This window comes from Methanolobus vulcani (assembly GCF_006546655.1).
In the GTDB taxonomy this organism is placed as follows: domain Archaea; phylum Halobacteriota; class Methanosarcinia; order Methanosarcinales; family Methanosarcinaceae; genus Methanolobus; species Methanolobus vulcani_A.
On the sequence record NZ_VIAQ01000015.1, the window covers coordinates 396,600 to 410,728 of the forward strand.

Sequence of the window (14,129 nt, forward strand, 5' to 3'; positions counted from 1 at the left end):
GTGGGCAAACATCAGAAAAGAATATCTGTCCCTAACAGCTGGCAGATATCAAAGAAATCCAATAAATGGATCACAGCAACAAGACCTGGTCCACATAACAAGCAGCAGAGTATTCCTCTTGGTGTAGTCCTCAGGGATATGCTAGGTATTGTAGACACCCGGGCAGAGGCAAAACGCGTTCTTTCAGAAGGCAGTGTACTCGTAGATGGTGTCGTCAGGAAGGATCTCAGGTTCCCTGTAGGTCTTTTGGATGTAATTACAATTCCTCTGGAGAATGTTGCATATCGTGTGCTGCTGGACCGCAAGGGAAGACTTGAAGTTCATAAGCTGGCAGATATGAATGCAAACAAGCTTTGCAGGATTAACGGTAAGACTATAATTAAAGGTGGAGCAGTACAGCTTAACCTCAATGACGGTACAAACCTCATTGGTTCTAACGATTATAAACCAAAGGATTCACTCATCCTTTCAATGCCTGGCAAGGAAATTGTCAAGCACATCAAGTATGAGGTAGGTAACCTTGCAATGATCGTTGGTGGAAGGCACACTGGCGAGATCGGAACTATCACGGAAATCAACACCGTAAAAAGTTCCAGGCACAACACTGTTTCAGTTTCAGGTGAATATGATTTTGAGACCATCGAAGACTTCGTTGTTGTCATTGGTGAGAATGAACCTGAGATCAAACTAGGTGGTGAGGTAGTTGAGTAATCTAATGAGAACACCTGTAGTTGAAAAGGTCGTTGTTCACATGGGTGTCGGCGAAAGTGGTCAGCACCTTGTAGATGCAGAGGGAATTCTTAGTGGGATTACCGGCCAGACCGTTGTAAGAACTTATTCAAAGAGAACTCTTCCAGCATTCGGTATCAAGAAAAATGAACCAATTGGATGCAAGGTCACACTCAGGTCTGACCAGGCAGAAGAGTTCCTTAAGACAGCACTTAATATTGTAGAGAGCAAGCTCAGATCATCCCAGTTCGACAAATACGGAAACGTTGCTTTCGGTATTGAAGAACATACTGACTTCCCTGGAATGAGGTATGATCCACAAATAGGTATCTTTGGAATGGATATCAATGTCGTTGTAAATCGTCCAGGTTACAGGATCAGCAAAAGAAGGATAGTCAAGAGGAAGATCCCATCATCTCACAGAATTACAAAAGAGGATACAATTGCTTTCTTCAAAGACACATATTCCGTGGAGGTAATTTAAATGGTACAAACCACAAAGAGCTTTGGAAGAGGAGCAAGCGAATGCAAGAGATGTGGAAGAAAACAGGGTCTTGTAAGGAAATATGGAATTTACCTTTGCAGGCACTGCTTCCGTGAAGTTGCCCACGATATGGGATTTGAAAAGTATACGTGAGGTGAAAGAAATGGTATTATTAGATCCGCTTGCTGATGCTTTGTCTACAATTAAAAACGCAGAGGCAATTGGTAAGGATTCCTGTATCATTAAACCCGCATCTAAACTCATAGGCACTGTACTTAATGTAATGCAGGACCGTGGCTATGTAGGTGAATTCGAATTTGTCGAAGACGGTAAAGCGGGTGTTTACAAGGTAGAACTCATTGGTAGGATCAACAAGTGTGGTGCTATCAAACCACGTTATTCAGTAGGTGCAGCAGACTTTGAAAGATGGGAAAAACAGTTCCTTCCTGCAAAGAACTTCGGAACACTGATACTGACTACATCTAATGGTGTAATGTCACAGTACGAGGCCCGTGAGAATAACATTGGTGGACAGTTACTTGCATATGTGTACTGATGGAAGTGATGTCGCATGGCAAAAGAAATAAAGAAAACAATCGAGATCCCTGAAGGTGTGACCGTTACAATGCAGGGTAATCTCCTGTCAGTCACAGGTCCTAAAGGCAAGATTGAAAGGGACTTCTGGTATCCAGGTATTAGGATTGAGGTTGCAGGTTCTGAGGTCATTGTAGATTCAACAGTCTTAAAGAAGACTCAGAAAGCAATGGTCGGTACCTTTGCATCCCATATCACTAACATGGTAAAGGGTGTCACCGAGGGATTCGAATATCGCATGAAGGTCGTTTACTCTCACTTCCCTATGCAGCTTAAGGTGGAAGGGGACAGGTTGACGATCGGCAACTTCCTTGGAGAGAAGAAACCAAGATCTGCAAAGATCCTTGGAGATACCAAGGTAAAGGCATCAGGTGACGAGGTTATTGTCACAGGTTACAATAAGGAAGATGTCGGACAGACAGCTGCCAACATTGAGCAGACAACAAGGATCAAGAGATTCGACCCTCGTGTATTCCAGGATGGAATATACACTGTGGAGAAGATAGTGTAGGTGATTTGAATGGATGATAAAACTAAACGCCTTTTTAAGGTAAGGAAAATCCAGAAGCACAAAAAGCCTGTGTTCAGAAGAACTGATGGTCACAAGTACAAGCGTCTGGATGAAAACTGGAGGCGTCCAAGAGGTATTCAGGGCAAGCAGCGCAGGCACTACAAAGGAAAGGGTGCTATTGCGCAGGTAGGCTACGGAAGCCCTGCCGCTGTAAAGGGTTTACACCCATCCGGATATGCAGAAGTTCTTGTATGCACAGTCTCACAGCTTGACGATGTCAATGCAGAGGTAGAGGCTGTCAGGATCGCTGCAAAGGTCGGCGGAAGAAAGAAGGCACTCATAGAGGCAAAAGCTGCAGAGCTTTCCATAAAGGTCCTCAACCCAACCAGAGGTGAGTAAGATGACCGATCTGTCAAATCAGAAGAGGATTGCTGCAGCGGTTTTGGGCTGTGGTGTCAACAGAGTATGGCTTGACCCGGAAGCCGCAGAGGATATTGCAGTAGCTATCACCAGAGCTGACATCCGTGAGCTCATTGAAGCAGGTAGTATTAAGGCAGTCCAAGCAAAAGGTGTAAGCCGTGGACGTGCAAGAGTAAGAGATGCAAAGCGCAAGTACGGTCACCGTAAAGGACACGGTAAGAGGAAAGGTAAGAAGGGCGCACGTAATCCTCGCAAAGAGCAGTGGATGAAGAAGATCCGTGCTCTGAGAAAGGAACTTAAACAGATGCGTGAAGATGGCTCACTTGACAGGTCAACCTATTGTAAGGTTTACCGCAAGGCAAAGGGTGGAGAATACCGCAGTGTAGCTCACCTTAAAGCACACCTTGAGTCAGCTAAGCTCATAAAGCACGAGGAATAATCATGGCAACAGGACCCAAATATAAAGTCGCATTCAGACGACGAAGAGAAGGGCGTACTGATTATCACCAGAGACTTAGATTACTCCTTTCAAAGGAGGATCGTGTGGTGGTACGCAAGAGTTCAAAGCACATGCAGGTCCAGCTTGTAGCTCCAACACCTGAAGGAGACAAGACTCTTTCAGCTGCAATTTCAACAGAACTTAAGAAATATGGATATGATGCATCTACCGGAAACACAACAGCTGCGTATCTTACCGGTCTGTTATTCGGTTACAGAGCACTGAGCAAAGGATATGACTACGGCGTTCTTGATATAGGACTCCAGGCATCGTCTTCCGGCTCACGTGTATACGCAACCTTGAAAGGTATCGTAGATGCAGGATTCGAGATTCCTCATGACTCATCTGTTCTTCCTTCAGATGAGAGAGTAAGAGGAGAACACGTAGCAGAGTACATGGAAGACTCAAATCTGCCTGAACTGTTTGATGCAGTAAAGGAAAAGATCTCTGCAGAGTTCAATTAGGTGATTACATGGCATACGAATATGAAGACGAATGGGTTCCACAAACCAGACTTGGAAAACTCGTTCAAGAAGGGCAGATCACTTCCATGGACGAGGTAATCGATTCAGGTCTCCCTGTAAGGGAATCCCAGATTATCGATATCCTCTTACCTGACCTTGAGGATGAGGTGCTGGATATCAACATGGTCCAGAGAATGACTGACTCCGGACGTCGTGTAAAGTTCAGAGCAACTGTTATTGTTGGTAATGGAAACGGCTTTGTCGGTCTTGGACAGGCAAAGGATGTTCAGGTAGGTCCTGCTATCAGGAAAGCTATCAGCAATGCAAAGATCAACATTATCAAGGTAAAGCGTGGATGCGGCTCATGGGAATGCGCATGCGGTCTTGAGCACACAGTTCCTTCACAGGTACGTGGAAAGGCAGGCAGTGTTCTTGTAGAGCTTAAACCAGCTCCACGTGGACTTGGTCTTGCTGCAGGAGATACTGCAAGGAAAGTTCTTGAGAAGGCAGGTATTAAAGATGTCTGGACAAGGACTGAAGGTACTACAAGGACAACCCTGAACTTCGCAAAGGCCACATTTAACGCACTTGAAAATACATGTGTTGTAAGAATGCCTGCAAACCATGGCAAGAAGGAGGCTTAAAATGTACGCTTTGATCAGGGTACGTGGTGACGTAAATGTCAGGGGCAATATTAAGGACACTCTTAAAATGCTCCGTTTACATAAGGTAAACCACTGTGTTCTCCTTGCTGATAATCCTCATAATGCAGGAATGGTCCAGAAGGTAAAGGACTATGTTGCATATGGTGTGGTCAGTGCAGATGCTCTTGCAGAAGTACTTGCAAACCGTGGAAGACTTGAAGGCGACGTTAGACTTACCGATGAGTATGTAGCAGAAAACACTGACTATGACTCAATCAAGTCATTTGCACAGGCGGTTTGTGATGGTAATGCAACTCTTAAGGACGTTCCAAAGCTTAAACCTGTATTCAGGCTTCATCCACCAAGGAAAGGCCATGCAGGTATCAAGAGAACAGTTCAGCAGGGTGGTGTACTAGGTAACCACGGCGAAGATATCAACAAATTGTTGAAGAAAATGAGGTAATCCCATGACATCAAAGAAAACCAACACAAAGAAGTTCAGGGGTTCACGCACATGTGGTGGCGGAACAACCAAGAACAGACGTGGTGCAGGTAACCGTGGTGGAAGAGGCAGATGTGGTGAGAACAAGCACCATTTTTCCCGTGCAGTATTGCTCGGATATATCCGTGGACACCAGAAAGGATTCACTCGTCCACTGAAGGTATTGAACGATACTTCCATTGTGAATGTCGGTGAACTTGATGAACTTGCAGATCAGCTTGTTGAAGATGGCTTTGCAGAACTTCAGGATGGCACATATACCATTGACCTTGCAGTTCTCGATATCGACAAGGTACTCGGATCTGGCAAGGTCTCAAAGAAGCTTGCAATCACAGCAGCTGAATTCTCAGCCAGTGCTAAAGAAAAGATAGAAAGTGCAGGTGGATCTTGCACTGAGATAGAAGAGTAATGCCATCTGGCATTACCTATTTTATTTTACAAAATGCAAATTAAAGGGTGCATATTTATTAATATGTAAATCTATTAAGGTGTACTTTACCTAAATTTGCATGGATTTTTCCATTCAAGGGTGGAATTAATGAGTCTTAAGGATAGTTTGGAACCAATTTTTAATAAATTGCCTGCGGTTGCAAGTCCAGAGGGGCATGTCCATTTCAAAAATAAATTAATGTGGACACTTGGCATTCTTGTGCTCTATTTTGCGCTTGCTAATGTACCGCTGTTTGGATTGTCAGCGGATTCGATTGATCTTTTCGAATCCTATAGAGCGTTTTTTGCCGGAGCTTCGGGTTCCCTGATGCTTCTGGGTATCGGTCCTATTGTTACCGCATCCATCGTCCTTCAACTTTTGGTTGGTGCAGATGTCATTAAACTTGACATGTCCAATCCATCTGACCAGGCATTCTTCCAGGGTGCGCAGAAGTTTATGGTCTTTGTTATGATAATACTTGAGGCATTACCACAGATTGCCGGCGGTTACATACAGCCCGATCAAGCACTTGCATCTACTCTGGGAGTAAATGTAGGAGTAATTACATTTATCATATTCATACAGATCTGTATTGGAGGTCTCCTTGTACTCTTCATGGATGAAGTAGTATCTAAATGGGGTATCGGTTCAGGTGTCGGTCTTTTCATCGTAGCAGGGGTTTCCCAGCAGATAGTAACCGGTCTTTTCAACTGGACATCAGATTCCTCTGGTCTGCCAACAGGTTTCTTCCCTAAGTGGATATACATTCTGCAGAATGTGGAAGCAGACTACCTCTTCTCAGGTGACGGTATAACCTTTATGTTGGTAAGGGGCGGAATTCTCGCATTGATAAGTACAGTGATGATTTTCCTGTTTGTAGTCTATGTTGAAAGTACCCGTATTGAAATCCCGCTGGCACACAGTGCAGTAAGGGGTGCAAGAGGTAAGTTCCCTGTCAAACTGATTTATGCTTCAGTCTTGCCGATGATTCTTGTAAGGGCATTGCAGGCAAACATCCAGATGATAGGTCTTTTGCTTAGCAGTAAGGGTATTACTTTCCTTGGTGAGTTCAGTGGCTCTAAGCCTATTAATGGTCTTATGTACTATCTGGCGCCAATCCACAGCCCATACGACTGGATTCCTTCTCTGGTAAGAGAAACATTCACAAGTTATGGTGCTCCTGTGCCTGCTATGTGGCAAGTTGCATTGCACGTGCTGGTTGATGCTACATTCCTTATTGTAGGTGGTATCATCTTTGCTCTGTTCTGGATTGAAACGACAGGAATGGGTGCAAAACCAACAGCCAAGAAAATATTTAACTCCGGTATGCAGATTCCAGGTTTCAGAAGGAATATTGGTAGTATTGAGAAAGTTATGATCAGGTACATTCCAAAAGTAACCGTTATCGGTGGTGCTTTCATAGGTATACTTACACTTGTTGCAAGTTTGCTAGGTACACTTGGTAGTACAAGCGGTACTGGTCTTCTTCTTGCAGTAAGCATTGTATATCGTCTGTATGAAGACATAGCATCCGAACAGATGATGGAAATGCATCCGATGGTGAGATCCTTCTTCGGACAGGAATAAAATCAGGTGTTAATTATGAATATTGCATTATTTGGGCCACCGGGTGCTGGTAAAGGCACCCAGGCAAAAGAATTATCAAAACAGTACAGTATCCCTCACATCTCTACAGGTGATATTTTAAGAGCAAATGTCCGTGATGGGACTGAACTTGGATTAAAAGCAAAACAGTATATGGATAAAGGTGAACTTGTTCCTGATGAGGTTCTTATAGGTCTTATCAGGAACAGGTTAAGCGAGTCTGATTGCGACACGGGTTATCTTCTTGATGGATATCCACGTACAATTCCACAGGCTGACGCACTGACTGATATTCTCAAAGAGATCAGCAAACCTCTTGATGCGGTAATTAATATTGAAGTAAGCGATGATGCGCTTGTAAAAAGATTAAGTGGTCGTCGCAGCTGCACATGTGGTGAAAGCTATCATGTAATGTTCAATCCTCCTGAAAAAGAAGGAATTTGTAATGCATGCGGTGCTGAGCTCTATCAGAGGGATGATGACAAAGAAGACGTCATACGCCAGAGACTTGCTGTCTATAATGAAAAGACAAAGCCTCTTATCGACTATTATGATAAAGCTGGCATCCTTGTCAACATAGATGGTACTGGTGCAGTAGATGCTGTATTTGCAGATATTTGCAAAATAATGGATCAATTCAAATAAACAAGTAAAGAGAGGTTATCCCTTGGTTACAGAACAATTCAAGAAAAAGCTGGATCAGTTTCTCCTGGCTTTTGGAATTTCCCTTATGCTGGGAATCATGATTCTGGGTCAGGATTTCAGGGACTCCCTTGGAACAGCAATGAGTGTTATTATGGACCCTGTAGTGGGAATTATCGGGGCTGATAACCTCCACATTGTTCTGTTCATAATGGCATCCATAACTGCTCTTTATGCATCTCTCATCCAGAAATACACAATTAACTGGGATCTCATGCGTAACACCCAGGAAAAAATGAAGGTATTTCAGAAAGAGTTCAGGGAAGCACAGCTTTCCAATAACACTGCTCTTATGAAGAAGATGGAAGAAGAGCGAAAGGTGATGATGGAAGATCAGATGGAGATGTCCAAGCAGCAGTTTAAGCCAATGGCATACATCAGTGTAATTTCTCTTCCACTGTTCATGTGGGCTTACCATTACATAAAAGGTCTTGAGGTTGCCACACTTGTTTTCCCTTTCTGGGGAGAGCAGGCACTTACCACTCCTGCAGTTGGTCCTTTCCAGCATTGGATCTTCTGGTATTTCATTGTCTCTATGGGCGTGAGTCAGTTGATAAGAAAGGCTCTGGATGTCGGTGGAGTCTGAAGTGTTATTGACTATCAGCGGCCTTCCGGGAAGCGGTACTACTACCGTATCCCGTTTAATTTCTGAAAAATATGGTCTTGAAATGATTTCAGCGGGTGAGGTTTTTCGATCTCTTGCAAAAGAGTATGGAATGACTCTTGCTGAGTTCGGTGCTCTTGCTGAATCTGATGACAGCATCGATCTGGAAATTGATGAGAGGCAGAAGGAGATTGCCAACACTCGTGACAATATTATTCTTGAAGGACGCCTTGCAGGACATATGGCTGAAAAAGCATTAAAAGTCTGGATCAAAGCTCCAGTGGATATACGTGTGGAAAGGATTGTCAGCAGAGAAGGCAGTTCTTTCGATGATAAACTAGCTGAAACAATTGAACGTGAAGCATCAGAGGCTATAAGGTATAATTCTATCTATAATATAAATATCAACGACCTTTCAGTTTATGATCTTGTGATCGATTCTCAGAAATGGGACCAGTTCCAGATAGCAAGTATTATTTCAGTTGCAATTGATAATTATTCAGATATTTGATCGGCTAACGGCGATTTGCTATGAATAAATATATTCTTCCTTCTGAACAAAAGCGTGAATTACTTCACAAAGCAGAGGCTACAACCAGTCCTCTTTTCGGTTGTTCCCCACATGATCGCCCGATAAGAAAATACATTGAGATGGGTGTTGTAAACCTTGACAAACCCGTAGGTCCCACAAGTCATGAGGTTACTGCCTGGGTAAAAGACATCCTGGAGTTAAACAAGGCGGGACACTCCGGTTCACTCGACCCAATTGTAACGGGTGTGCTTCCTATCATGCTTGGCAAAGCAACTAAAACAGTTGCAGCTTTGCGTCTTTCAGGGAAGGAGTATATCTGTCTGATGACATTACACGAGTCAGTCCCTGAAAAAAAGGTGCGCAAGGCATGTGGTCAGTTCACAGGACAAATTTTCCAGATGCCTCCTATAATTTCCGCAGTAAAACGTGCTGTGCGTGTAAGAAATATCTATTATCTGGAAGTGCTTGATGTAAAAGAGAAATCAGTTCTCATGCGTGTTGGCTGTGAGGCAGGAACATATATGCGTAAACTCTGCCATGATATTGGTGTGGCATTGGGTTGCGGTGCTCACATGCAGGAGCTTCGCAGAACAAAGACCGGTCCTTTCAGAGAGGATACTCTTGTAACATTTCAGGATTTGAAAGATGCATATGTTTTCTGGCAGGAGGACGGTGACGAATCATTCCTGCGTAAAGTGGTCAGGCCTATGGAAGAAGGGCTGTCGCATCTGCCACGTATCATCATTCGCGACAGTGCCATTGAGGCTATCTGCTGTGGTGCGGCAATTGCAGTTCCTGGAATTTTAAGCTTTGACAGTGATATTAAAAAAGGTGATGATATTTGCCTCTTTAGTTTAAAAGGAGAGGCTGTGGCTTTGTGCAAATCTCTTATGGATTCTGATGAAATGCTTCAAAACGAGCACGGAATCGCAGCAACGACCGAAAGAGTAATAATGGATGCTGGCACTTATGCGCAAGGCTGGCACAGCAAGTCAGCAAAAACACAATGAAACTCGTGTGCCGAGATAGTCTAGCGGTAGGGCGCAAGCCTGGAAAGCTTGTGGGGCATCCGCCCCTCGGGAGTTCGAATCCCCCTCTCGGCGCTTCTTATTCTTTTCTAAATTGACATCTTGATTGTAGTTCACTTTACTATCGGTGCTAGTGCTAATGTATATAATATTGAATTATACTGTTAGAAAAACAAATAAAAGGTATAATTATGTCTGATGTTAATGTATTCCACATAAAAGAAAATATGGATGTCGATGATGATGGCAATATTATTGTTACATGTCCGGAATGTGAGAATGAAATAAGTATGCCATTCTCTAATATATTGGATGATAGCATGGCACTTGTAGAATATACAGATTGTCCTGTCTGTCATAAAACTCTGGATCAGGTACATCCTTCGGAAAGCTTGAATAAAAAGATTGCAGACCATGTGGCAAAAGAATTGTTAAATGGGCTTGAACTCGATTTAGGGAAGTTATTGTCTAAAAGATGATCTATGTAGAAATCACAAGTTATGCAGTGATCATGAGTTTATGCTTCTTTTCTGATTATGTATTCTAAAGCAGTAAGTTCATCCTACAGGAAAGTATTTATATAATCAACTTGTAGATCGTGCTCACCTGTTTCACTATTTCTGTAACATGAATAATGTTAAATATGAACAATGGTATAAACAGGCAAGTTATTCTATTAATCTTTAGAATTGCCTGCTCCGTAATGTCGGAGTGTGTCGAAACTTATGTTTCGGGGCTACAGGACCATGTGTCCCTAAGGAGGAACAACTAATGGCAGATGAAGAAATAAGACACTTAGTCCGTATCATGAATACTGACCTTCAGGGTAGTCAGCCTGTAATGTACGCGCTGACAGGTATTCGCGGTATTGGACTCAGAACATCACGAATTATCGTTGACAGCACGGGTATTAACCCAAAAGAAACAATCGGTTACCTTTCCGATGAAGATATTGCAAAGCTCGATGATGCTATTGCTAGCTTTGAGAGCAATATCCCAACCTGGATGCTTAACAGATGTGAAGACCCATTAACTGGAGATGACAAGCATCTCCTTGGCCAGGATATCATCATGACCCTCAGGGAAGACCTGAACAACCTCAAGAAGGTAAGGGCATATCGTGGTATGAGGCATGAGAGAGGTCTTAAGGTCAGAGGTCAGAGAACAAAGTCCACAGGAAGGCGTGGCTCAACCATTGGCGTAAGCAAGAAGAAGTAATTCAGGTGATTTTATGGGATTCCCAGGTAAAAAGAGAAAGAGTTATGATACTCCAAAGCATCCTTGGCAGGCTGCCAGGATGGCAACTGAAGTCGAACTCCTTAAAAAGTACGGTCTCCGTAATAAGAAGGAACTCTGGAAAGCAGTCAGTATTCTCAGAAGATACAGAGCAGATGCTCGTAGAATTCTTGCAGAATCTGCAGAGACTGAACTTTCCGGTCACCTCAAAACAGAATCAGACCAAATTCTTGCAAGACTTATAAGGTTCTCAGTGCTTCCATCTGATGCAAATATTGATGATATCCTTGCACTTCAGACAGAATCAATCCTTGAACGCAGACTACAGACACAGGTGTACAGACTTGGACTTGCAAGAACTGCAAAGCAGGCAAGGCAGTTTATCACACACGGTCACATCGCTATCAATGGGCAGAAGGCAACTATTCCAGGTATTCTCATCTCCAAAGAAGAAGAGATGCAGATCGATTACTATGGTAACTCACCTCTGACAAACGAGGCACACGCAGAAAGGCCTGCACAGATAGCTTCAGCAGTAGCAGGAAAGGAGGAGTAATACTATGGCAGCAAATGGAATCTGGGGTGTAGCACACATTAAATGCTCATTCAACAACACAATTATTACCGTAACTGACATTACAGGCGCTGAGACCATCGCCAAATCATCTGGTGGAATGGTTGTTAAAGCAGCACGTGATGAAAGTTCACCTTACACTGCTATGCAGATGGCAAGCCAGCTTGCTGACACTCTTAAGGACAAGGGAATTGAAGGCATCCACATCAAGGTGCGTGCACCAGGTGGAAACAAGCAGAGAAGCCCAGGTCCTGGAGCACAGGCAGCTATCAGGGCATTTGCCAGGGCAGGTATCAAGATCGGAAGGATACAGGATGTAACACCTGTACCACACGACGGTACACGTCCAAAAGGCGGTAGAAGAACATAATACTAAATAATATGGATATGAACTCATGACAATGGAAGTAGACATACTTGAACTGTCTGAGAGGTCTGCAAAGTTCATATTATCCAATGCAAGTGCGGCATTTGCCAATGGTGTCAGAAGAGCATCGCTCTCTGACGTACCAACTCTTGCTATTGATGATGTGAACATCTATAACAATACATCAGTCCTCTTTGACGAGCAGTTAGCGTTAAGGCTTGGCCTTATCCCTTTGACAACAGACATTGAGGAGTTCGTACCAGTAGAAGAGTGCACCTGTGGCGGCGCAGAATGTCCTGCATGTAAGGTTTCTCTTACACTCAGTGCTGAGGGTCCGAGAATGGTATATTCAGGTGACCTTGTATCATCTGACGAAAGAGTGCAGGCAGCCGATCAGAACGTTCCTATCATTGACTTGAAGGAAGGCCAGAAGGTTGTGCTTGAGGCCATTGCTCATATGAATTATGGTCATAAGCATGCAAAATGGCAGGCTGGTGTGGCATGCGGCTACAAGAATATGCCAATAGTCACTTTTGAGAACTGTGACGAATGTGGTGCATGTGTGAATGAATGTCCAAAAAACATTATTCACATTGGTCCGAACGGTGCAGAAATATCCGGTGACGATATTCTTAAATGTATTCTCTGCAAGCTTTGTGCATCTGTCTGTGAGATAGATGCAGTAACTGTATCTGAAGATGAAAAATCTTTCATTTTCACTATGGAATCTGATGGTTCATACACGGTTCAACAGTTAATTATAAATGCAGGAACAACTATTAAGGAGAAAGCCAGCCGGTTAGGAGAGATTTTAGAGTCCCTCTGACACGGTTTTAGGAGATTTACTCTCCTAATAATTTATATTTAAATATAGGAAATCTTACTTGATGCGGGGGTTGCCCAGCCAGGCCAAAGGCGCTAGGTTGAGGGCCTAGTCTCGTAGGAGTTCGTGAGTTCGAATCTCACCTCCCGCACCAAATTCTTCTTAAAAAAGAATAAGGTCAATAGCAAATTTCCTGTAAATTACCTTTCAACTGCATATCTTGTGCGGGGGTTGCCCAGCCAGGCCAAAGGCGCTAGGTTGAGGGCCTAGTCTCGTAGGAGTTCGTGAGTTCGAATCTCACCTCCCGCACCAAACATCTTTTTCTAAAACATGATTTTGTTTTATACCTTTGTCTTTTTGAGTATCTTATGCAAATAGATCATATTCAAAGAAATATGGTTTAAATTAAAAAAGACTCAAGAGTTGAGATTCTCACTCAGTAGATCTAATTGTAATCTTTAGAATGGTGGCGTACTTCTGCAATCTCTGCTTTTCCAAGTGCCTTTAGGAAATGTGCTGCACGTATGGTTGTATGCTGGTTCTTTTCTCTCATACGGGCCTGATATATGCGGATAGAACGAAGAAAATCGATCTTACGGAACTCTGGCCAGAATGGAGCGCAGAAGTAAGCAGCACATTCATTCCCATTGGCTTGCCATGGGAGAAAATTGGATATTCTTTCATCTCCTCCTGTACGGATAATCAGGTCTACATCAGGCAGAGCGGAATCGCCTGAAGGATAAAGATGACTGGAAATCGTATTTTCATTAATGTCATCTGGCTGTATCTCGCCTGCTTCAACCTTGCTGGCTATTTCTTTAACTGCCTGGACTATTTCCTGTCTGCCTCCATATGCAATGGCGACATTGAGGACAAAATTATCATATTCCGATGTTACAAGTTCCACGTTTTTAATTGATTTTTTCAGTGGCTCCGGTAATTTATCAATATCGCCAATGGCGTGAACACGCATCTTTCTTTCGTGTGTTCTTTTGTCCACTACAATATCATCAAATTTTACCCTTATAAGATCAAAGAGTTTATCTTTCTCATCATGGGTTCTGTTAAAATTCTCGGTAGAAAATGCATAAATTGTAAGGTATTCAATGCCCAGGTTACAGGCCCATTCCATTACATTTTCAGTTACATCTGCTCCCCTGGCATGTCCATAGGAAGTAATCTGCCCGAGTTTACGTGCATATCTCCGGTTCCCATCCATTATAATGGCTACGTGCCGGGGAACTTTCTCACTCTTAACCTCCTGTGTGAGAAGACGTTCATATCCTTTGTAAACTATTCCGGGTATGCTTTTTAGTATATTTGACACTCCCGTACATTAGGTAAAAGTAACTTTCATTGGTTGGATTTCTATTTGAAACTA

The 14,129-nt window shown here is 43.2% G+C and carries 22 protein-coding genes and 3 tRNA genes; 24 read left to right on the forward strand and 1 reads right to left on the reverse strand.

All coding sequences use genetic code 11. The features are described from left to right. The 24 genes from FKV42_RS09290 to FKV42_RS09405 all read left to right on the forward strand — a co-directional run bounded on the left by FKV42_RS09290 (position 1) and on the right by FKV42_RS09405 (position 13,060). A complete protein-coding gene (locus tag FKV42_RS09290; protein WP_154809941.1) occupies positions 1-711 on the forward strand; it encodes a 30S ribosomal protein S4e in 711 nt (236 codons plus the stop codon). A 4-nt stretch (positions 712-715) separates the two neighbouring features. Further along, on the forward strand, positions 716-1,213 hold the full coding sequence (locus FKV42_RS09295; RefSeq protein WP_154810179.1) for a 50S ribosomal protein L5: 498 nt from the start codon (positions 716-718) through the stop codon (positions 1,211-1,213). Beyond that, positions 1,214-1,366, forward strand: coding sequence for a 30S ribosomal protein S14 (locus FKV42_RS09300; RefSeq protein WP_091709280.1), 153 nt, complete (start codon positions 1,214-1,216; stop codon positions 1,364-1,366). A gap of 10 nt (positions 1,367-1,376) precedes the next feature. Then, the gene (locus FKV42_RS09305) at positions 1,377-1,769 is read left to right on the forward strand and encodes a 30S ribosomal protein S8 (protein ID WP_154809942.1); all 393 of its coding nucleotides are present in this window, start codon (positions 1,377-1,379) and stop codon (positions 1,767-1,769) included. Between the two features lie 15 nt (positions 1,770-1,784). Then, a complete protein-coding gene (locus FKV42_RS09310) occupies positions 1,785-2,318 on the forward strand; it encodes a 50S ribosomal protein L6 (RefSeq protein WP_154809943.1) in 534 nt (177 codons plus the stop codon). Positions 2,319-2,327: 9 nt separating this feature from the next. After that, positions 2,328-2,717, forward strand: a complete 390-nt coding sequence (locus FKV42_RS09315) for a 50S ribosomal protein L32e (protein ID WP_154809944.1) — start codon at positions 2,328-2,330, stop codon at positions 2,715-2,717. 1 nt (position 2,718) lies between these two features. Continuing rightward, complete coding sequence (locus tag FKV42_RS09320; protein WP_154809945.1) at positions 2,719-3,177, forward strand: 50S ribosomal protein L19e; 459 nt, start codon at positions 2,719-2,721, stop codon at positions 3,175-3,177. A gap of 2 nt (positions 3,178-3,179) precedes the next feature. Further along, positions 3,180-3,701, forward strand: a complete 522-nt coding sequence (locus FKV42_RS09325) for a 50S ribosomal protein L18 (RefSeq protein ID WP_154809946.1) — start codon at positions 3,180-3,182, stop codon at positions 3,699-3,701. Between the two features lie 8 nt (positions 3,702-3,709). Further along, on the forward strand, positions 3,710-4,345 hold the full coding sequence (locus tag FKV42_RS09330) for a 30S ribosomal protein S5 (protein ID WP_154809947.1): 636 nt from the start codon (positions 3,710-3,712) through the stop codon (positions 4,343-4,345). A gap of 1 nt (position 4,346) precedes the next feature. Further along, positions 4,347-4,808, forward strand: a complete 462-nt coding sequence (locus FKV42_RS09335; RefSeq protein WP_154809948.1) for a 50S ribosomal protein L30 — start codon at positions 4,347-4,349, stop codon at positions 4,806-4,808. A 4-nt stretch (positions 4,809-4,812) separates the two neighbouring features. Further along, positions 4,813-5,256 (forward strand): uL15m family ribosomal protein, encoded by a 444-nt coding sequence (locus FKV42_RS09340; RefSeq protein WP_154809949.1) that lies wholly within the window; start codon positions 4,813-4,815, stop codon positions 5,254-5,256. Between the two features lie 129 nt (positions 5,257-5,385). After that, positions 5,386-6,864 (forward strand): preprotein translocase subunit SecY, encoded by a 1,479-nt coding sequence (gene secY / locus FKV42_RS09345; protein ID WP_154809950.1) that lies wholly within the window; start codon positions 5,386-5,388, stop codon positions 6,862-6,864. A 15-nt stretch (positions 6,865-6,879) separates the two neighbouring features. Beyond that, on the forward strand, positions 6,880-7,527 hold the full coding sequence (locus FKV42_RS09350; protein ID WP_154809951.1) for an adenylate kinase: 648 nt from the start codon (positions 6,880-6,882) through the stop codon (positions 7,525-7,527). 22 nt (positions 7,528-7,549) lie between these two features. Beyond that, the gene (locus tag FKV42_RS09355; protein ID WP_154809952.1) at positions 7,550-8,170 is read left to right on the forward strand and encodes a DUF106 domain-containing protein; all 621 of its coding nucleotides are present in this window, start codon (positions 7,550-7,552) and stop codon (positions 8,168-8,170) included. A gap of 1 nt (position 8,171) precedes the next feature. Then, complete coding sequence (gene cmk, locus FKV42_RS09360) at positions 8,172-8,699, forward strand: (d)CMP kinase (RefSeq protein ID WP_154809953.1); 528 nt, start codon at positions 8,172-8,174, stop codon at positions 8,697-8,699. 20 nt (positions 8,700-8,719) lie between these two features. Beyond that, a complete protein-coding gene (locus tag FKV42_RS09365; protein WP_154809954.1) occupies positions 8,720-9,730 on the forward strand; it encodes an RNA-guided pseudouridylation complex pseudouridine synthase subunit Cbf5 in 1,011 nt (336 codons plus the stop codon). A gap of 9 nt (positions 9,731-9,739) precedes the next feature. Beyond that, positions 9,740-9,823 (forward strand) — tRNA-Ser (locus FKV42_RS09370). Between the two features lie 116 nt (positions 9,824-9,939). Continuing rightward, a complete protein-coding gene (locus tag FKV42_RS09375; RefSeq protein ID WP_154809955.1) occupies positions 9,940-10,227 on the forward strand; it encodes a hypothetical protein in 288 nt (95 codons plus the stop codon). 292 nt (positions 10,228-10,519) lie between these two features. Then, positions 10,520-10,966: a 30S ribosomal protein S13 gene (locus tag FKV42_RS09380; RefSeq protein WP_154809956.1), complete on the forward strand. Its 447-nt coding sequence runs from the start codon at positions 10,520-10,522 to the stop codon at positions 10,964-10,966. A gap of 13 nt (positions 10,967-10,979) precedes the next feature. Further along, a complete protein-coding gene (locus FKV42_RS09385; RefSeq protein WP_154809957.1) occupies positions 10,980-11,540 on the forward strand; it encodes a 30S ribosomal protein S4 in 561 nt (186 codons plus the stop codon). 4 nt (positions 11,541-11,544) lie between these two features. Next, positions 11,545-11,928, forward strand: a complete 384-nt coding sequence (locus FKV42_RS09390) for a 30S ribosomal protein S11 (RefSeq protein ID WP_154809958.1) — start codon at positions 11,545-11,547, stop codon at positions 11,926-11,928. 25 nt (positions 11,929-11,953) lie between these two features. After that, the gene (locus tag FKV42_RS09395) at positions 11,954-12,751 is read left to right on the forward strand and encodes a DNA-directed RNA polymerase subunit D (RefSeq protein ID WP_154809959.1); all 798 of its coding nucleotides are present in this window, start codon (positions 11,954-11,956) and stop codon (positions 12,749-12,751) included. A gap of 63 nt (positions 12,752-12,814) precedes the next feature. Then, positions 12,815-12,902 (forward strand) — tRNA-Leu (locus FKV42_RS09400). Positions 12,903-12,972: 70 nt separating this feature from the next. Beyond that, positions 12,973-13,060 (forward strand) — tRNA-Leu (locus FKV42_RS09405). 133 nt (positions 13,061-13,193) lie between these two features. Here FKV42_RS09405 and uppS read toward each other — a convergent pair. After that, positions 13,194-14,066 carry a polyprenyl diphosphate synthase gene (gene uppS, locus FKV42_RS09410; RefSeq protein WP_154810180.1) on the reverse strand — a complete coding sequence of 291 codons (873 nt, stop codon included), beginning with the start codon at positions 14,064-14,066 and terminating at the stop codon, positions 13,194-13,196. Positions 14,067-14,129 lie beyond the last annotated feature (63 nt).